Source organism: Sphaerisporangium sp. NPDC004334, assembly GCF_053602655.1.
Genome location: NZ_JBSGDZ010000012.1, coordinates 146,948 through 165,006, shown reverse-complemented (window position 1 = coordinate 165,006; position 18,059 = coordinate 146,948). Strand labels below are relative to the sequence as shown.

At 71.1% G+C, this 18,059-nt stretch carries 18 protein-coding genes; 5 read left to right on the top strand and 13 right to left on the bottom strand.

What is annotated here, in order from left to right; translation table 11 throughout:
• Window positions 1-8: 8 nt before the first annotated feature.
• The 3 genes from araD to ACWEN6_RS17550 form a co-directional block, all read right to left on the bottom strand.
• Window positions 9-1,733: an L-arabinonate dehydratase gene (gene araD / locus ACWEN6_RS17560; protein ID WP_452571126.1), complete on the bottom strand. Its 1,725-nt coding sequence runs from the start codon at window positions 1,731-1,733 to the stop codon at window positions 9-11.
• A gap of 182 nt (window positions 1,734-1,915) precedes the next feature.
• Window positions 1,916-2,665, bottom strand: a complete 750-nt coding sequence (locus ACWEN6_RS17555; RefSeq protein WP_354921336.1) for a Clp protease N-terminal domain-containing protein — start codon at window positions 2,663-2,665, stop codon at window positions 1,916-1,918.
• 94 nt (window positions 2,666-2,759) lie between these two features.
• A complete protein-coding gene (locus ACWEN6_RS17550; RefSeq protein ID WP_452571125.1) occupies window positions 2,760-3,884 on the bottom strand; it encodes a hypothetical protein in 1,125 nt (374 codons plus the stop codon).
• A gap of 180 nt (window positions 3,885-4,064) precedes the next feature.
• On the opposite strand from ACWEN6_RS17550, the gene ACWEN6_RS17545 reads away from it, so the two are divergent.
• A complete protein-coding gene (locus tag ACWEN6_RS17545) occupies window positions 4,065-5,564 on the top strand; it encodes a glutamate--cysteine ligase (RefSeq protein WP_452571124.1) in 1,500 nt (499 codons plus the stop codon).
• Here the strand turns inward: ACWEN6_RS17545 and ACWEN6_RS17540 are convergent.
• From ACWEN6_RS17540 to ACWEN6_RS17520, 5 genes are all read right to left on the bottom strand, one after another.
• Complete coding sequence (locus ACWEN6_RS17540; protein ID WP_354849180.1) at window positions 5,531-6,367, bottom strand: sirohydrochlorin chelatase; 837 nt, start codon at window positions 6,365-6,367, stop codon at window positions 5,531-5,533. The two genes, ACWEN6_RS17545 and ACWEN6_RS17540, sit on opposite strands and share 34 nt — an antisense overlap.
• Before the next feature lie 232 nt (window positions 6,368-6,599).
• A complete protein-coding gene (locus tag ACWEN6_RS17535) occupies window positions 6,600-6,782 on the bottom strand; it encodes a hypothetical protein (protein ID WP_452571123.1) in 183 nt (60 codons plus the stop codon).
• Between the two features lie 54 nt (window positions 6,783-6,836).
• Window positions 6,837-8,099, bottom strand: a complete 1,263-nt coding sequence (locus ACWEN6_RS17530) for a Bcr/CflA family efflux MFS transporter (protein ID WP_452571122.1) — start codon at window positions 8,097-8,099, stop codon at window positions 6,837-6,839.
• 240 nt (window positions 8,100-8,339) lie between these two features.
• Window positions 8,340-9,167: an SAM-dependent methyltransferase gene (locus ACWEN6_RS17525; protein ID WP_354849172.1), complete on the bottom strand. Its 828-nt coding sequence runs from the start codon at window positions 9,165-9,167 to the stop codon at window positions 8,340-8,342.
• Window positions 9,168-9,285: 118 nt separating this feature from the next.
• Window positions 9,286-9,876, bottom strand: coding sequence for an ATP-binding protein (locus ACWEN6_RS17520; RefSeq protein ID WP_452571121.1), 591 nt, complete (start codon window positions 9,874-9,876; stop codon window positions 9,286-9,288).
• A gap of 220 nt (window positions 9,877-10,096) precedes the next feature.
• Here ACWEN6_RS17520 and ACWEN6_RS17515 point away from each other — a divergent pair, with 220 nt between their 5' ends.
• Window positions 10,097-10,333 carry a DUF397 domain-containing protein gene (locus tag ACWEN6_RS17515; protein ID WP_452571120.1) on the top strand — a complete coding sequence of 79 codons (237 nt, stop codon included), beginning with the start codon at window positions 10,097-10,099 and terminating at the stop codon, window positions 10,331-10,333.
• 143 nt (window positions 10,334-10,476) lie between these two features.
• A complete protein-coding gene (locus ACWEN6_RS17510; RefSeq protein WP_452571119.1) occupies window positions 10,477-11,382 on the top strand; it encodes a helix-turn-helix domain-containing protein in 906 nt (301 codons plus the stop codon).
• An 81-nt stretch (window positions 11,383-11,463) separates the two neighbouring features.
• On the opposite strand, the gene ACWEN6_RS17505 is transcribed toward ACWEN6_RS17510, so the two are convergent.
• Complete coding sequence (locus ACWEN6_RS17505; protein ID WP_452571118.1) at window positions 11,464-12,279, bottom strand: class I SAM-dependent methyltransferase; 816 nt, start codon at window positions 12,277-12,279, stop codon at window positions 11,464-11,466.
• An 81-nt stretch (window positions 12,280-12,360) separates the two neighbouring features.
• Between ACWEN6_RS17505 and ACWEN6_RS17500 the strand changes: the two genes are divergently transcribed.
• A complete protein-coding gene (locus ACWEN6_RS17500; RefSeq protein WP_452571117.1) occupies window positions 12,361-12,858 on the top strand; it encodes a GbsR/MarR family transcriptional regulator in 498 nt (165 codons plus the stop codon).
• Between the two features lie 246 nt (window positions 12,859-13,104).
• On the opposite strand, the gene ACWEN6_RS17495 is transcribed toward ACWEN6_RS17500, so the two are convergent.
• From ACWEN6_RS17495 to ACWEN6_RS17485, 3 genes are all read right to left on the bottom strand, one after another.
• Window positions 13,105-14,016, bottom strand: coding sequence for a helix-turn-helix domain-containing protein (locus ACWEN6_RS17495; RefSeq protein WP_452571116.1), 912 nt, complete (start codon window positions 14,014-14,016; stop codon window positions 13,105-13,107).
• Window positions 14,017-14,924: 908 nt separating this feature from the next.
• Window positions 14,925-15,137, bottom strand: coding sequence for a DUF397 domain-containing protein (locus ACWEN6_RS17490; protein WP_452571115.1), 213 nt, complete (start codon window positions 15,135-15,137; stop codon window positions 14,925-14,927).
• A complete protein-coding gene (locus ACWEN6_RS17485) occupies window positions 15,128-15,949 on the bottom strand; it encodes a helix-turn-helix domain-containing protein (RefSeq protein ID WP_452571114.1) in 822 nt (273 codons plus the stop codon). Before ACWEN6_RS17485 ends, ACWEN6_RS17490 begins: the two co-directional genes overlap by 10 nt.
• Before the next feature lie 744 nt (window positions 15,950-16,693).
• On the opposite strand from ACWEN6_RS17485, the gene ACWEN6_RS17480 reads away from it, so the two are divergent.
• The gene (locus tag ACWEN6_RS17480) at window positions 16,694-17,152 is read left to right on the top strand and encodes an ATP-binding protein (RefSeq protein WP_452571113.1); all 459 of its coding nucleotides are present in this window, start codon (window positions 16,694-16,696) and stop codon (window positions 17,150-17,152) included.
• Window positions 17,153-17,170: 18 nt separating this feature from the next.
• Here the strand turns inward: ACWEN6_RS17480 and ACWEN6_RS17475 are convergent, their stop codons facing one another.
• Window positions 17,171-17,965, bottom strand: coding sequence for a hypothetical protein (locus ACWEN6_RS17475; RefSeq protein WP_452571112.1), 795 nt, complete (start codon window positions 17,963-17,965; stop codon window positions 17,171-17,173).
• Window positions 17,966-18,059: the final 94 nt, after the last annotated feature.

Genomic DNA, 18,059 nt, shown 5'->3' with positions numbered 1-18,059 from the left:
GATCGTCCTCAGCCGATGTCCGGCTCCGGAGCGCCTCCGGTGCCGAGCAGGAAGTCGAAGTCGCAGCCCTGGTCCGCCTGGAGGATGTGGGCGGTGAACATGCTGCCGTATCCGCGCTGGAACACCGGCTCGGGAGCCCGCCAGGCGGCGCGGCGGCGTTCCAGCTCCTCCTCGGGGACCTCCAGCGACAGGCGCCGCGCCTCGACGTCCAGGGTGATCGGGTCGCCGTCGCGCACCAGCGCGAGCGGGCCGCCGACGTGCGACTCCGGCGCGACGTGCAGCACGCACGCGCCGTAGCTGGTGCCGCTCATCCGGGCGTCGGAGATGCGCACCATGTCGCGCACGCCCATCTTGAGCAGCCGGTCGGGGATCGGGAGCATGCCGTGCTCGGGCATCCCGGGGCCGCCGTGCGGGCCGGCGCCGCGCAGCACCAGCACAGAGTCGGCCGTGATCGGCAGGCTCTCGTCGTTGATGCGCCGCATCAGGTCGCGGTGCCCGTCGAACACCACCGCGGGCCCGGTGTGCTTGAGCAGCCTCGGCTCGGCGGCGACGTGCTTGATCACCGCGCCGGACGGGGCGAGGTTGCCGCGCAGCACGGCCAGGCCACCCTCCTGCGACAGGGGGTTGTCCCGCGTGCGGATGACCTTGTCGTCGAAGACCTCGGCCCGCTCCAGCGTCTCGCCCAGGGTGGCCCCCACGGCCGTGGGCCGGTCGGGGTGGAGCAGGTCTCGGACGCGGCTCAGCAGGCCGGGCAGGCCGCCGGCCAGGTAGAAGTCCTCCATGACGAAGGCGCCGCTCGGGCGCAGGTCGGCGAGCACCGGCACGCGCCGCGAGGCCTCGTCGAAATGGTCGAGCGTCAGCTCCACGCCGCTGCGGCGGGCCATGGCGATGAGGTGGATGACGGCGTTGGTGGAGCCGCCGAGCGCCAGGATGGTGGTCACCGCGTCCGCGTAGGCCTCGGCGGTGAGGATGGCGGAGGGGCGCAGGTCCTCCCAGGCCATCTCGACGACGCGGCGGCCGGTGGCGGCGGCCATCCGGTTGTGCGCCGAGGCCACGGCCGGGATGGAGGCCGCGCCGGGCAGCGTCATGCCGAGCACCTCGGCGACCGAGGTCATGGTCGAGGCGGTGCCCATGGTCATGCAGTGGCCGGGGGAGCGGGCGATGCCCTCCTCGACGCCGCTCATCTCGGCCTCGCCGACCAGGCCCGCCTTCTTGTCGGCCCAGTAGCGCCACATGTCGCTGCCGCTGCCGAGCACCTCGCCGCGGTAGTTGCCCGGGATCATGGGGCCGGACGGCACGAAGATCGCCGGGATGTCCATGCTGATGGCGCCCATGATCAGCGCCGGCGTGGTCTTGTCGCACCCGCCCATGAGCACGGCCGCGTCGACGGGATGCGCGCGCAGCAGCTCCTCGGTCTCCATGGCCAGCAGGTTGCGGTACAGCATGGTGGTCGGCTTCATGAAGGACTCCGACAGCGACATCACCGGCAGCTCCACCGGGTAGCCGCCGGCCTGCCAGACCCCGCGCTTGACGTCCTGCGCCCGCTCGCGCAGGTGGATGTGGCACGGGTTCAGCTCGCTCCAGGTGTTCAGGATGCCGATGACCGGACGGCCCATGTGCTCCTCGGCGGACAGGCCGAGCTGACGGGTCCGCGCACGGTGGCTGAAGGAGCGGAGCCCGTCGGTGCCGTACCACCGGTGGCTTCTCAGTTGTTCAGGGGTCAGACGCTGCACCAGTCCTCCTCGATATCCTGATATATCACGATATCGGCAGCGTCCGTCGTCTCGATGCCGGATGACCGGACGTGGCCACACCTGTCACCTTATGACCGTGGTGCAGGGACGGCGCGTGGTCGCCCGCGGCCGGGCCCAAGCCCCGGACGACCACGAATCGAAGACCCACACCCGCCGGCGCGTCAGGCTCCGGGCGGGTTCTCCTTGGCGCGCGTGATCTCTCCGAGGGCGGCGAGGATCGAGGCCTCGGAGGCCTGCGGGGTGACGCCCAGGGCGGCCAGCACCTGGGCGGCCGGGTCCTCCTCGGTGCTGAGCAGGGCGAGCAGGAGATGCTCGGTGCCGATGTAGTTGTGGCCGAGCCGCAGCGCCTCCCGCACGGTCAGGGCGAGCACCTTCTTGCTCTCGGCGGTGAAGGCCACCTCGCCGGCGCCCTCCTGCCCGGCGGGCCGCTCGCCGGTCGGGCCGAGCGAGGCCAGGGCGGCCTCGCGCACCCGCTCCAGCGGCACGCCCTGCTCGGTGATGGCCCGCCCCGCGAGCGCGTCCGGCTCGTGCAGCAGGCCGAGCAGCAGGTGCTCGGAGGCGATGTGGCCGTGCCCGGACTGGCGGGCCTCCTCCTGTGAGGCCACGACGACGCTGCGGGCGCGGGTGGTGTACCGGGCGAAGGAGGTGAGGTCGAACGGTTCGCCTCCCTTGGGGACGAACCGCTTCTGGGCGGCCTGCTTGGTCACGCCCATGCTCTGGCCGATCTCGGTCCAGGAGGCGCCGGCCTTGCGGGCCTGGTCGACGAAGTGGCCGATGAGGTGGTCGGCCACCTCGCCGAGGTGCTCGCCGAGCAGCACGGCCCCGCTGAGCTGCTGGAGGGCGCCGCCCGCGGCGTGGTTTGTCTTGATGTACTCGATGAGGTCGTCCAGACGAACGGGTGTCGGTTGCATGCGTCAACCATAGGTTGACGCCGCGTCGTCCGTCAACCCCGGGTTGACGCCGCTAATCTCCCACAGGGGTTGGGGAGGGCGGGTGCCCGCGCCGTCACAGGTTGGCCGCCGTCGAGGCCGCCTCGGCGAGCAGGCCGTGCCGCGCGGGCCCGGCCAGGCCCGCGTGGTACAGGTGCACCTCCTGGGCGCCGGCCTCCGCCAGGCGCCGCACGTGGGGCGCCATGTCCTCCTGCCGCACCGGCGGCAGCGCGGTCACGTAGGCGCCCACCACCACCTGCTCGGGCAGCATGTGCCGGGTGATGCGCACCCGGTCGGCGGACTCCTGGCCGGTGGGCCAGCACTGCACGACGACGGCGTCGACGTCCTTGCCCGCCTGCGGGCCGAGGCCGGGGTTGGCGCCCGTGGCCCACGGGTCGGGGCCGGCGTGCAGGCTGATGCGCAGACCTGGGGGGAGCGCCTCGATCACCTGGTGGCGCAGCGCGTCGGCCGCCTGGTGGCGCACGGCCAGGACGGCGGCCGACGTCGCCTGGTCGAGGTCGTGCTCGCGGGAGCGCACGGCGGCCCGGACCTCGCGCACCGTGCGCACGGGGTCCACGCCGGCCGCCGCCCAGCCCGCCTGGCAGGCCTCGCAGCAGCACACCGACAGCATGCGCCGTGCCCGCGCGTCGTAGGCGCCGTCGGTCTTGTCGTGGTGGCCGCCGTGGTCGGCGCCGAGCTGCCCGCAGGCCTCCAGCAGCGCCCCGGCCACCGGCATGTCGCGCACGGCCTCGGCGGCCAGCGTGGCGGCGTACTCGCGCACCTCGGCGCGCGAGGGGCACAGCGCCCACGGGTAGTGCTGCCCGAAGCAGTTGACCACGCTCACGTCCGGATGCGCCTCGCCCAGCCGCGAGTTGTGCGTCAGCACGATCCACGCCGTCACCGGGACGCCGGCGTCGGCCAGGGTGCGCGCGGCGGTGCCGAACGGGTCCGCGTCCTGCATCCAGGCGGGCGTGCCGGGCACCAGGCGGCGCCCATCCCAGGCCTCCCGGCGGAGCGGGCGGTAGAGCGCGGCGTGCCGGGCGTCCATGTAGGCGTGGTCGGGATGCCAGGGGGTCGCCGCCCTGACGGTGTGGTAGGCGGAGGCGAGGTTCACCCCGACGTCGCCGAGCGACTGCATCCGCGCGGTGAACAGGGGATCACCGATCACGTCCCACGGATAGGCGTGCACGAGCACCCGCATTGCCATCGCCTCCCCACAAGGGGCCCTCACCCCACAAATGGCGTTGTCCAGGCATACCGACTCGGCTGTGCGGAGTCAATGGTTCACGACGATCGACGGCGCGCCTGTTACCAGGCATGAAAACCCGGCGCCGGGACAGGGAGGGGGTGAGACCCGAGGCCGCACATGGGGGACGACACGATGGGACAGCAGGTAGCCAAGGAGCGGTTCTCCGAGGCGGAGTACGGGCGCTTCGGCGAGCGCCTGAAGGATTCGCTCATCGCGCTCCGCGAGTTGCTGGCCAGGCCCGGATTCGGCGCCGGGCCGGCGACCGTCGGTGCCGAGCTGGAGCTCTTCCTCATCGACGAGGACGGGCGCCCGCTGCGCCGCAACAAGCAGGTCCGCGACGCCGCCGCCGACGACCGGGTGGTGCTGGAGCTGGGCAGCTTCAACCTGGAGGTCAACCTGACCCCGGCGCCGATGGCCGGCAAGCCGTTCAGCGCGCTCGCGGAGGAGATGCGGCGGCTGATGGACCTGGTCGACGACGCGGCCCGATCGCAGGGCGGCCGGGTGGTGCCGATCGGCATCCTGCCCACGTTGACCGAATTCGACTTCACCCGCGACGCCATGAGCGACGAGACCCGCTACCGCGCGATGAGCCGGGGGATCCGCCGGGTGCGCGCCGAGCCGTTCCGCGTGCAGATCCACGGCAACGAGCGCCTGGAGCTGGAGGTGGAGGACGTCATCCTGGAGAGCGCCAACACCTCCTGGCAGGTGCATCTGCGCACCGCGCCGGAGGAGTTCGCCCGCGTCTACAACGCCGCCCAGCTCGCCATCGGCCCGGTGCTCGCGGTCAGCGGCAACTCCCCGTCCTTCCTCGGGCGAGACCTGTGGGAGGAGACGCGCATCGCGCTGTTCGAGGCGGCGGTCGACGACCGCGACATGGAACGGCCATGGCGGGTGGACGGCCGCGTCTGCTTCGGGTCCGGCTGGGTGGAGAGCGGCGCCGGTGAGGTGTTCGAGCAGAGCGTCCGCGAGTACGAGCCGGTCATCCCGGTGCTGGACGAGGAGGAGGACCCGCTGGCGGTGACCCGCGGGGGCGGCGTCCCGAGGCTGGCGGAGCTGCGCCTGCACCAGGGCACGGTGTGGCAGTGGAACCGGCCGGTGTACGACCCGGCGGACGGAGGGCACCTGCGGGTGGAGCTGCGGGCCCTGCCGGCCGGGCCCACCTGCGCGGACATGGCGGCCAACGCGGCCTTCCTGCTCGGCCTGGTGACGGCGATGGCGGCCCGGCCCGCGTGGATCGGCGGCTTCCCCTTCGCCGACGCCTACCGCAACTTCTACCGGGCGGCGCGCAACGGGCTGGACGCCGAGCTGGCCTGGCCGGGCCGGCTGGACACCGTCCCGGCGTCCCGGCTGGTCGCCGACCTGCTGCCGGTGGCGCACGACGGACTGCTGTCGGCGGGCGTGGACCCCGGCGAGGCGAGCCGCCATCTGTCGGTCATCGCCGAACGCGTCCGGCTGCGCCGCACCGGCGCCGTCTGGCAGCGTGAGGCGCTGGCCGCCCTGGGCGAGGAGCCGGGCGCGCGGGCGGCCATGCTGGGGCGTTACCGCGAGCTGGCCTTCGGCGGCGATCCCGTGCACACCTGGCCCGCCGTCGAGGGGGTTCAGTCGTCGATGCCGGTGAGCGAGCTTCCGTAGCTGAGGGCGACGAGCTGGGCGACCGCGCCGTGCGCGCCGAGCGGCTCGGCGCATCCGGCTCCGACCGACTCGGCCGCCGCCGTGATCTTCTGCGGGTCGATCTCGGGGCCGATGAGGAACGGCGCCAGCGCCAGCCGCGAGGCGCCGATGTTGCGCAGCCGCTGGGCGGCGTCGCCGACGCCCGGCCGGGCGTCCAGCGAGGCCGCGACGACCGGGAGGGTGAGGCGGGCGGCCAGCAGGACGACCGTGGCGTCCGCCGCCCGCACGGCCTCCTGGCCGCCGACCGTGGCGACGATGATGCCGTCCACCGGGGCCGCGATGTTGAACAGGCGCATGCGGTCGGCGCGCGCGAGCCCGCTGTCGGACAGCTTGACGTGCAGGGCCTCGGCGAGCAGCGGGTGGGGCCCGAGCGGGTCGGCGATGGTCGTCATGACGTCGCTCTCGGCGACCGCCTCGCGGATGGCCCGGTACACCTGCTGGTGCGGTCCGGTGACCAGCGGGACCACGATCGCGGCGGGCGACTCCTTCGGCCGGTCGGCGGCGCAGTCGGTGAGCGTCTCGGCCAGGCTGGTCTTGGTGTCGCCCAGGTGGACCAGCCGGACGTCGAGCTGGGGATGGTCCACACTGACGATGGTCTTGACCGCGGCGGGGACGTCGCCGCCGGTGCCGGGCGCGGCGAGCACGAGCGCCGGCGCGTCCGGAGGGAGCTGCGCGGGCACGGGCCGCCGATGCCGGCCGGAGCTGGTCCGGAACGAGCGTTCGCGGACCGGAAGCTCCTGTGGAGCCTGATGACCATCGTTCACATCGGCGGATTTTACGGGGTATGAGGCAAAAGTTAAGTCTGATTCGCCGTTACGCGCGGGGCGAGCCGGGCCCATCTCGCGTGACATCAGTGACAAATTAGGACTCGATCCTCTGAACGGTACCAACGGTCCGTAATCATTCGAGATCATGGCGGGGGCGCCGGAGGTCGCGGAAGGGCCCGGAGGGGGCCCGCCGTTGACAGTTGCGTTCTTTCCGGCGGTGAAGTTTTTTTCAACCGCGCGCGGCGCCGCGCGTGTCAGTGCACGCCTCGGCGCGCAACCAGGCGTCGGCGTCGTTACCGTGACTGTCGGACAGATGCCGGACGACGTACCGCTCCTCCCACACCGAAAGACAGCGGAGGCACTCGAACGGCCAGGTCTCCCGGGTGCTGAAGCCTTCGTCCACCAGGACCACCCCCCAAGGGTGCGTGCGCCTATTACACGGCGTCGCCCGATTCGAGTGTGGGCGTCACTCCGGTTGATCGCAATACCCGCCACCGACACCTGCGGTTCCCGAGTGGTCGCCCGGCATCATGGACGCCTCACTCACGGCCAGCGCCACAAGGGCGAACATCGCGCAGACACCCATGATCAACGACATGGGCATGACGCTGCGTACGCCGGCCACCCCGGCCAGCGGGGCCATCAGCGCGCCGAAGGCGAACTGCGCGGTCGCGGTCAGGGCCGCTGCGGTCCCGGCGGCGCGGGTCGTCCGGCCGAAGGCGACCGCCGAGGTGTCACCCAGCACCAGGCCCAGCGACGCGACGGCGAGCAGCAGCGGGGGCAGGCAGGTGTCGGCCGTCAGCCACCCGGTCGCCGCCAGTGCCCAGAGCACGGCGGCGCAGGCGAGCAGGACGGCCATTCCCGCCTGCGCCGGCGCGAGCGGCCGGAAGCGGTGGGCGATCCGTGCGCCCACCGAGGCGGCCAGCACCAGCGCCAGCGCGTTCAGGCCGAGGGTGAGCCCGACGCCGGCGAGAGGCAGCCCGAGAGCCCGCAGGAAGAACGGGGCCGCGGCCAGGTAGGCCGCCAGCGCCCCGAACGCCAGAACGAAGGCCAGGACGGGGGCGAGGCGGCCCCGGGTGCGCAGAAGGGACAGGTCGCGGCGGCGCAGCGGCGGGCTCACCGCCCGGGCATGCAGGGGAAGCGTCTCGGGAAGGGCGATCAGCGCGGCCAGGAACATCAGCAGGGACAGCAGGGCGAGCGCGCCGAACACCGCCCGCCAGCCGGCCACGGCGACCAGCGCCCCGCCGATCGGCGGGGCGACGACGGGCACGGCGGCCAGCGCCCACATCTGGGCGGCGAAGACGCGGACGGCGCGGCGTCCGCGCGCGAGGTCGGACACGACGGCGCGGGCGATCACGACGCCGGCCGCGCCGGTCAGCCCCTGGGCGAACCGCGCGCCGATCAGGACGCCGATCGTGGGCGCCAGCGCGCACACGGCCCCGGCGACCGCGCAGACCGCGAGGCACGCCAGCAGCGGCCCTCGGCGGCCGTAGCGGTCCGACAGCCGTCCCAGCGCCAGGTGGCCCGCGGCCATGCCGAGCAGGAAGGCCGAGAAGGTCAGCTGCGCGCCGACCGTGCCGGTGCGCAGTTCGGCCGCCATCGACGCCAGTCCCGGCAGGTACATGTCGCTGCCGAACGGTGCGAACAGCGCGACCAGGCCGAGCACGGTGGCCAGCTCCCGGGAGGGGCTGGTCGTGGTGGGGGCGCCGGCGATGGTGGTAGCGGACATGGCGGACTCCCTGGGGCCGTTCCCCGCGGCGCCCCTGGCCGGTCGGCTCCGGAAGAGCGCGCGACGGTGCCGTCCCTGGCCACGGTACGCCTGCCGCCCGCCCGAGCCCGGCCCCGGGCCGCCGCCGCCCTCGCCCGGACGTGCCGGGCGTCGTCGCAGCCGGGGGTGTCGGGCGGTGCCGCGGCCCGGGGTGTCGGGCGGTGCCGCGGTCCGGCGTGATGGGCGCCGGGGGCCGTCGCGTCAGGCGTCTTTGCGGCCGACGCCGCCGACCGACCAGATCGCGCGCGGGTCGAGGGTGTCCTGCCCGGCGTCCGCCCCCCAGGCCGGGATGTACACCACGCCCGGCGGGACGAGCGACAGGCCGTCGAACAGGCCCTCGACGTCGGCCTTGGTGCGCTGCTGCTCCCTGTGGGCGTGGCCGGTGACCACGCCGCGGCTCTGGTAGAGGTCGGCGAGCCCGGCGGTGGCCTCGGGCCGCAGGTCCGAGACGCTGTGGCCGATGGCCACGTACCCGCCCGGGGCGATGGCGTCGCGGAACCGGCCGACGATGTGGGCGGCCAACTCGTCCTCGGGGATCACGTCCAGCGCGAAGAACAGCAGGATCGCGACCGGGCTCCCCAGGTCGATCAGCGACTTCAGGCGAGGATGGCCGAGGACCTGATCGGGTTCGCGCATGTCGGCCTCGATGACCGCCGTGTGCTCCTCGTCCTCCAGCAGGGCCCGGGCGTGCGTGACGACCACCGGGTCGTTGTCGACGTAGACCACGCGGGACCCCGGCGCGGCGGCCTGGGCGATCTCGTGGACGTTGCCCTGTGTGGGAAGGCCGCACCCGACGTCGACGAACTGCCGGACGCCGCGCCCGGCAAGGTGGCGCACCACGCGCTCGAGGAACCGGCGCCCCTCGCGGCACATCATGGGCAGCTCTGGAGCGACGGACAGAGCCCAGCGCGCGGCCTCGCGGTCGGCGGCGAAGTTGTCCTTGCCGCCGACGAGGTAGTCATAGATGCGGGCCTGGTTGGGGATCGTCGGATCGAAGCCGAGAGGCTCGAGTTTCGGGAACCTCGTCATCACACCCCATCTCGCCGGAACCCGATGGTAGCGCCGCGGACACGACGGCGACCATCGTTCCGGGCACTACGTGGCGGAGGGGCGGAGCGGGTCCGGCCGCGGCGGGGAGCGCGCACCGTCAGCGGCAGATCTCCAGGTGCCGCGCCGGGCGCGCGGTGCCGCGGGGGAGGGTGAACCCGGCCCAGACGGCCTTGCCGGGGTGGCCGGGGGCCCAGCCCCATCGGTGGCTGACGCCCGCGACGACCTGGAGCCCCCGCCCGCCCTCGGAGTCGGCGTCGGGCGGGCGGGGGGTGGGGGAGCGGTCGCTCGGGTCGGTGACGACGCAGATCAGCGACTCGCCGGTGTGGGCGAGCACGACCCGCACCGGGTGGGCGGCGGGGGCGGCGGCGCGGCTGCTGAGCCCGTGCCGCAGGGCGTTGATGACCAGCTCGCCGATCACCAGTTCGGCGTCGTCGGCGAGGCCGTCCAGGCCCCATTCGCGCACCGTGGCCCGGGTGAACCGGCGAGCGGTGCGGGCCGCTTGGGGGTCTCCGCGCAGTTCGCACCGTTCGAGGCGGATCCCGTCGTCGTCCTGGGTGGCTCCCGGGGCGCCGGACGCGACCCGCGAGTCGCCCGAGGAAAGGGCGCGGCCCAGCTCGTCGAGCCAGCCCTCCCACCTCTCGTCCCCTGTCTGAGCGGGGTTGGCGAGCTGTGTTCTGCACCCATTCATAGGGAAGCCTCAGGGGGTTTAGGGCATATCGCCGGGGGGTTTACGCCTCATGCCCATATTGCCCGGCCCGATGTGCAGATGCAAGTACCGATGCACGTGCATCCGCACACCGGTATGCTGGCTCGCGGGTGAAGGCAGCCCGTTTGGGGCGCTCATCAGGATGAGGCCCCTTTTTAGGAACGATGTCAGATTCGTCGGCTTCGGGGATGTGTGAGCAGGGATGAACGAGATCTCCAACGGCGTGGCCGCGACCGCGCTCTCCGGGGTGCGGTGGCGCAAGAGCGCGTACAGCAACCCCAGTGGCAACTGCGTCGAGCTCGCCGAGCTCCCGGGGGGCGAGGTGGCCGTGCGCAACTCCCGCCATCCCTCCGGTCCGGCCCTGATTTACAGTCGGGGAGAAATTGCCGCCTTCATCCAGGGGGCGAAGAACGGCGAGTTCGATGACCTGGCACTTTGACCGATCCGACGGCTACGGAGTGTCCAAAATCGTAGCCTAAGGGTGATGTTGGGGTATATCCGGATTGGCCGCCCGGGGGTATCGTGAACTTCTCTGTCACCGCGAGAAGTGAATCTGAACTGCTGCTCTTCTAAGGACTGGCCATGATCACAGCCCGAGCCGAAGGGGACGAGACCCCGCTCAATCTGATGGCTCGGGAACGGGGCAGTTCCACGGTCCTGCGCATCCTCCTGGGCTCCCAGCTCCGCCGGCTGCGTGAGACCCGCGGGATCACCCTGGAGGCGGCCGGGCACTCCATCCGCGCCTCGCACTCCAAGATCAGCCGAATGGAGCTGGGACGGGTCAGCTTCCGCGCCCGCGACGTCGCCGACCTCCTCACCCTGTACGGAGTGAGCGACGAGCGCGAGCGTGAGGCCCTGCTGTCGCTGGTCTCACAGGCCAACCGCCCCGGCTGGTGGCACAACTACGACGACATCCTGCCCAACTGGTTCGAGGCGTACGTCGGGCTCGAAGAGGCCGCCACCCGCATCCGCTGCTACGAGGTGCAGTTCGTCCCCGGCCTGCTCCAGACCCCCGAGTACGCCAGGGCCGTCGTCCTGCTCGGCCACCCGGACGGCGTCGAGGAGGAGGTCCAGCGGCGGGTCGACCTGCGGATGGCCCGGCAGAAGGTGCTCGGCAGGGCCACCCCTCCGCACCTGTGGGCCGTCGTCGACGAGGCGGCCCTGCGCCGCCCCCTCGGCGGCGTCGAGGTCATGCGCGGCCAGATCAGGCACCTCATCGAGGCCATCGCCTCGCCGAACATCACCGTCCAGGTGATGCCCTTCAGCGCCGGTGGCCACGCGGCGGCCGGCGGCCCGTTCAGCCTCCTGCGCTTCTCCGAGCGCGACCTGCCCGACGTGGTCTACCTGGAGCAGCTCACCAGCGCCATCTACCTGGACAAGCGCGAGGACCTCGACCGCTACCAGGCCGTCATGGAACGCCTGTGCATCGACGCCGTCCCCGCCTCCGACACCAAGAAGGCCCTCACCAGAATCCTCGCCGAGCTCTGACCCCGTCTGAGGGGCCAGGGCCGAGGAACCGGCGGACCGGGGCAACGCGGCGAACGGCCGCGGTAACGGCCATCGGCCGTGTCAGAAGCGGAACCGCACGATGCGGGTGGACCGCTTCATGCCCGGCAGCGCATTCAGGACGCGGTACACGCGGCGTACATTCGCGGGCGCCTTGGCCATCAGGACCGGCGAGTCGGACATCGGCGCCTCATCGACGTATTCGAGCCGTGGGTGCCAATCGGCCGGCTCTGCCGGGTCGTTGAAGCCGCAGTGGAACTGGGTACCGTACGTGCGCAGCGTGGGATGCCATTTCGAGGTGCGCCACGCCCAGACCGACACCGTGTCTAACTGTATCTGTCCGGCGGGAAAGGCATCGACGACGCTGATCAGCAGCCGCCGGACGTCGGTCTCGGTCAGATAGGGCACCAATCCCTCGGCGATCATCAGCACCGGCCGGCCGCGGGGAATGCGTTCCAGCCAGGTCAGGTCGGTGACACTGGAGTCGATCAGGGTGTAGTGCTCGCGTGGCGGCAGGAATCGCCGCCGCAGGTCGGTGACGGATGGATAGTCCAGGTCATACCAGTCGACGGTGGCGGGCGGGTCGATCCGGTACACCCGGGCGTCGAGACCGCAGCCCAGGTGCAGGACCACCGCGTCAGGGTGTTCGGCGAGGAAGCTACGCGCCCAGTCGTCGTGGGCCTTGGTGCGCACCACGGCGGCGAGGCCCATCTGGCTGGTGCCGAATCTGCGCTTGTCGTAGCCGGGGTCGAGGCGGCGCATCACCTGCTCGGCGTACCCGTCACCGAGGATCGGGTCCGGTAGCCGGTTGTCCAGCGCTTTGGCCTTGAGGACGGGGCTCAGGGTCTGTTGCACTCCGACGAGTTCGGTGTCTCCCATGCGGCTACTCTAGACTTATTTCACGAATTTCGTGAAGTTCGCGAACATCTCCCAACAGGCAAGAGCAGATATGGAGCTTCGGTGACACAAGCGGATGAGAACGACATTGCGGGCTACCAGGAACGGTTCGCGCAGATCATGGTCGAATCCGGCATGCCGCGAATGGCCGCGCGCGTGTACGCCGCACTGCTGGTCACCGACTCCGGCAAGCTGTCGGCCGCCGAACTCGCCGAGCGACTGGGCGTCGGCGCGTCAGCGATCTCGGGGGCGGTCAAGTACCTGGTGCAGGTGCGACTGGTCGAACGCGGTCGCGAACCCGGTGGCCGACACGACTTCTGCCGCATCCACGAGCACACCTGGAGCCACTACGTCAGCCAGTCCGACCCGGTGCTGGCCCGGCTACAGGAAGGCGCCGGCGAGGGCATCGCGGTCCTGGGTCCCGACTCCCCCGCCGGACGGCGGCTGGACGAGACCCGACGGTTCTTCGCGTTCGTACGCGAGGAGATCAAGCGGTCGATGGAGAAGTGGCGGCAACTCCAGGAGGCTGAACGCGAGCCCGGTCAGAGGCGCGCCCTGTGAGTTCGATAGTGGCACGAGCGTTCGCGGCCGTGCTCCTCCTAGGAATTCCAAAGGTCAGAACCATATCCGTTGGGCTTTCCATCAGTCCGGGCCCCGTCAGGTAGCGGTGTCATCTTCTGGACGCAGGACGGCGGCGTCCGCGTGGTGAACCTGGCCGCCGTTGCTCAGTCGTAGAAGGCCTCGACCTCAACGCCGACGACTGTCCGCCGGTTCCTAGCGCCGGGGCCGGGCGGGCCCCGCCGGGGGTCAGCCGTGGGCGCGCAGGGCGGCGATGAGCCAGTCGAACGCGGGGATGACCGACGGGCCGGGTTCGCGGCCGTTGAGGACGGCGAGCAGGTGCCAGTAGCGTTCGACCTGGACGTGGGCGAGCGTCCGGAGGCGGTCGCGCAACTCGGCCCGTTCCGCCGCCGGCAGGTCCGGACCGACGACGCGGTCCAGGACGTCTTTGCCCGCCGCCGTCTCGGGCGCGATGCCTCCGGCCAGGGCGTGGCCGGCCTCCTTCAGCACCCGCCGCCTCAGGTCGAAGCCGTCCTCGATCGGCGGCCCGAAGACCCCGTCCAGGACGATGCGCCGCAGCCGGGCCCGGAAGCCCTCGTCGGCGACCAGCTCGCCCAACTCCAGCCACGCGTCGATCTGGCGGGCGTCCGGGTCGTCGGGCAACTCGGCGGGAAGCTCCCGCATCCACTCCGCCACGATCATGGCGTCCTCCCGCGGGCCTATCCCGGCGAAGATCTCCGCCACGAAATCGTCGATGACCCGCTGCCGTTCGGCGGCCGACAGCCGGGCGAGTCTGTGCGTCATCACGGTCTCCTCTGCTGTGCCGCCGCGCTCCGCGATGCCGTTCAGCACGGCGCGGCGCAGTCTCAGGGTGCGGATCTCGGCGTCGAGGGCGCCTACGTGCGTCTTGGCGACCTCGGCGACCGAAACCTGGTTCGTCAGGATCGCCTGGACGGTCTCCAGGCCGATGCCGAGGTCGCGAAGCGTCCGGACGAGGTCGAACCGGGCGACGGCCGCCGCGTCGTACAGGCGGTACCCGCCGGCCGAGCGCACCGTCGGCGGCACGACGCCGATGTCCGACCAGAACCGGATGGTGTGCACCGACAGGCCGGTACGTCGCGCGATGCGGCCGACGGTGTGAAGCTCCACGCTCTCGCTCACAGCACCGACCCTGCACCCTCGCCCCACCCGAAAGTCAACCGCGGCCCGCTACCATCCGCCGCCACACCTCCTGCGAGCGCTCATAAGAGTCGCCGCTCTGCCTGGTAAGCGAGTACGCCCCGGTACCCAACGCGGGTGCCGGGGCGCCTCGTATCGCCAGGGGAGCTCGAGCCATTAGAAGCAGAGCTCCGGTGTTCGCCGGACCGCCCTGGGGGTCAGGCGCGCCTCCTACGGCTGGCCGAGATGCCTGCTAGGACGCCTGCTGCGACCCCGATAAGGAGGGTGGAGGCTATTTCCAGCCGACCTAGACTGCTTATCATAGCCATGATGCTGCCCACGAGAAGCACCACAACAATTCCTGCTGCCAAGCCTACTAGAGTTGGCATTCGATCCTCCTGGTCGCTGGCTACGTCTGCCTAGAGCCATCCCCTACGCCAGTAGTTGTCGACATTATCGGTGTGGCCGTTCACCACGAATTTGCTGTACGGGTAGGCCCAGTCGCTGCAAGGGAGGGTTTGCACGCACTGCCGGATCTTTTCCTCGTATGCGGAGCTGTAGTAGGGACAGGGAGGCTCGTCAGGCGGGGTACTGCCGTGCCCGACCCGGGCAGGGGACGGTCGCGCTGACCAACTGCGCCGGTGCTGGCCGGGTTCCGGGCGTTCGGGAGTGACGGTGACGAAACCGTGCTGAGCCTGCGGCGGGACATCGGCTCCCTGCTCGCCGTCGAGAGGTGGCGCGGGGGAGGTCATCGCCGTCCTGGACCCCCTCCACGGGAACCACGTGGTGCTCTATGTTCTCGACGATGAGCGGACCGTGGAGATCGCCGACCTGCTGGCACGTTACGACGCGGACCGGCGTACCGGGAAGCCGCCGGTGGGGCCGAGGGCTTCCCATGGTGTGCTGGGGGATCAGAAGTCGAACTCGCCGTTCTTGGCGCCGTCGATGAAGGCGTCCCAGACGGTGGCGCTGACGACGAAGGGTGCCTTCTCGGGGGCCTCGGTGTCGCGCAGTCCGACCCGCCCTCCGGACAGCGGAGCCACTTCCAGGCAGTTTCCCTGGTTGGACGCGCTCTTGGTGGCCTTGCGCCAGGCTGCGGCCTTCAGTTCGTCGTTCACGTCCATGATGCCTGCGCCTCTCTGATCAACTTGATAGAGACATGTTGCGGGTGTGCGTCGGCTCGAATTCTGTCGTATCGAGCGCGGATGGCCTCGACATCTTCTGGCCGGTTGGTCACGTGCCCATGAGTCGCGGACTCGATATATACCGTATCCGCACCTCCGGGAAGTTGCGCGATGATAAATCCGCCAGAGGTGCCGGTGGTCGCCCCGAGGCTCAGGGGGACGATCTGGACGCTGACCCTAGGTGACTCGGCCGCTTCCAAGAGGCGTTCAAGCTGAAGACCCATCACCTTCTTTCCGCCGATTGGACGGCAGAGGACGCCCTCGTCCAGCACCACCCAAAGGATGGGGCAATTGGGGCGGACCAAGATATTCTGTCGATCCATTCGCGCTTGGACCGCAGTTTCCACATGTTCCTCGCTGATACCAGGCTCACCACGGATGACGACTCGGGCGTAGTCCTCGGTCTGCAGGAGGCCCGGCACGACCAGGGGCTCCCAGCTGTGCAAGGTGTGTGCTTCCTGCTCGACTTCCAGCCAGTCGCGGAACCAGCGGGGGCTCGCGCCTCGGGTCAGTTGTGCCCAGAGGCGGACGAGCTCGCCGCCGGCGTCCACGGCGTCGTCGTAGCGCTGCATGAAGTTCTGGCTCGGGGTGCGCTCGCCGCGCTCGATGAACCCGACGAGGCTCTGGCTGAACTGGATGATCCGCGCCAGGCGGTCCTGGGTGAAGTCGCACCGCAGTCGGTGCTTGCGCATTTCGGCGCCCAGAAAGGCCAGCGGCCGCTCTGCCGGATCGGGGTCGAGAGGAATGGGCATGACGGCTCCGTCGGGTGGAATGCGCTACTCCTTCAGCACGGCGAGCACAGCGGCAGTACAAAGCGTCCGGCTATGTGGCCCGTCTTTCGCTGCACAAAGTAGCCGGTCGGGAGCAGGCTGTGAAGCAGTTTGAGGAGCTGGGTCGCAAGGGCGATCCCCGTCCACTCGCCCAATTGGGCGTCCCATATAGGGGTGTCAAAAGGTCGTCCATTATGTCCAAATATAAGGAGATAAGAATGGCTGTCGGAGTGGGGGAGAGCTGGGATGCGACCACCAGTCGCCGACGCAGCTGGTTAGGGGTTTGTCACCGGGACGACAGCGCCGCGGGGCGATCTTCGCCGTACCTGTCACGGGGGTGGAATGGCAGCGCGTGAGATCGGGACGGGCCGGGGTGGCAGGCATCGGCAGGGGGCTCCGGTGACCCTGGTCCAGCCGGGGCGGTGGGATCCGGCGAAGCGGGCCGCCGCCCGGCAACTCGACCAACTGGAGCCGGCCTGGGCGGTCTGGTACGGGGTCGGCGCCCGGTGCTTCTACGCCGCCGCCATCTGGGGAACACCCGAGCCGCTGATCGTTCAGTCCCGCACAGCCGACGAACTTCAGGCACTCATGCGCGAGGCCGAGCCGCCCGGCCCTACCGGAGCCGCCTCTTCCTCATCACCCACGCGCGCGCCGCTCCCGCCAACGTGCGCTGTAAGTCTGCCGTCCCGGCTCCCCGTCCCCCCGCGTCCATCCCGAGGAGCGAACATGCCCGACAGCACGCCGGACGCCCGCGTCGTCCACTGGGAACTGCCGCACGACCTGTCGATGGCCGGCAAGGCGCGTGGCATGGTGCGGGAGACCCTGCTGTCCTGGGGGCTCCAGGCGCTGGCGGACGACGTGGTGCTGGCGACCGGTGAGTTGCTGGCGAACGCGCTGGCCTACGGCGCGCCGCCGATAGGGCTCGCCCTGTCGGCGCGCGGCGACGAGCTTCGGGTCGAGGTCACCGACCATGGTCGCGGACGGCCGCGCCGGCTGGACCTGGGCGTGGAGGCCGTCCACGGCCGCGGCCTGGCCATCGTCGAGGCCCTGGCAACCGAATGCGGCGTCACCACGCGTTCCGGCGTCGCGGGCAAGACGGTCTGGGCCCGCTGGCGCGTCCCCGCGCGGTCCGCGCCGCCGGCTCAGGACGCCGGCCGGCGCTCGGGCGGGGCGGCCGGGTTCTGATGCGAGACTTCCGCTTGATCAGCGACGGGGAGCGGGCGGCAGTGGCGAGGGGCGGCCTGCCTTCAGCTTGGTCGTGACCTGACCGGCCGGCGGAGGCTTGATGGTGATCCCGGTCCCCCAGCCGGTGTAGCGGATCTCCGACCGCTTGACCTCGCCCGGTCCGTAGGTTGTCAGCCGCTGAGGCAGGCCGGAGGTGCCGACCACGAGCCGCCAGCCGATCTTCGCGTCCTTGTCGGCCTTCCACCACACGGTCGCGCGGGTCCATGGCGAGACCTTGAGCAGATCCTTGAGGCTCATCTCACCCCGGTAGGCGCCGCCGGTCCGCTCGGAACGGGAGAGCATGGCCTTGAGGGTGGCGGGTTCCGCTGCGTTGAGGAAGTCGCCGAACAGGGCGCTCGCGCCCGCGGTCCACCCGGGAGACTGCTTCCACCAGGTCTTCCCCTTCGGTAAACCGGCGCCGATGAGAAAGCCGCGTACGTAGGACGTCTTGCCGATCCTGATGGTCCGTTCCGGCTTTCCCACGGGATGCTCCTGGTCGGACTCGTCCGCGGAGTTGACCTTGCCGGTGAGGTCGGAGGCCACGATCCCGGCCTTTCCGAATCGCAGGACGCCCTTGCGTTCGAAGGCGGGCTTGCCGCCACGGCGCATCGCGGAGACCTCGGTGAAGGAGACGCCCCGCCCCGCGGCGAGCTGCGCCTTCAGCGCGGTGAGCGGATCCTTCGGAGCGGCCTGGGCGGGGGCGGCGGTCAGCAGCGCGGCGATCGTGGTCGCGGCGATCGTGGTCGCGGTGAGCACGGTGAGCGATCTCTTCATGAGACCAGATCATCGCGCAGGCCGATCACGGTCGGACAGTGGCGGCCACGCCGTTTTCGGCGGGCTTCGGCAGGCCGCTGTGACGACCCGCGGC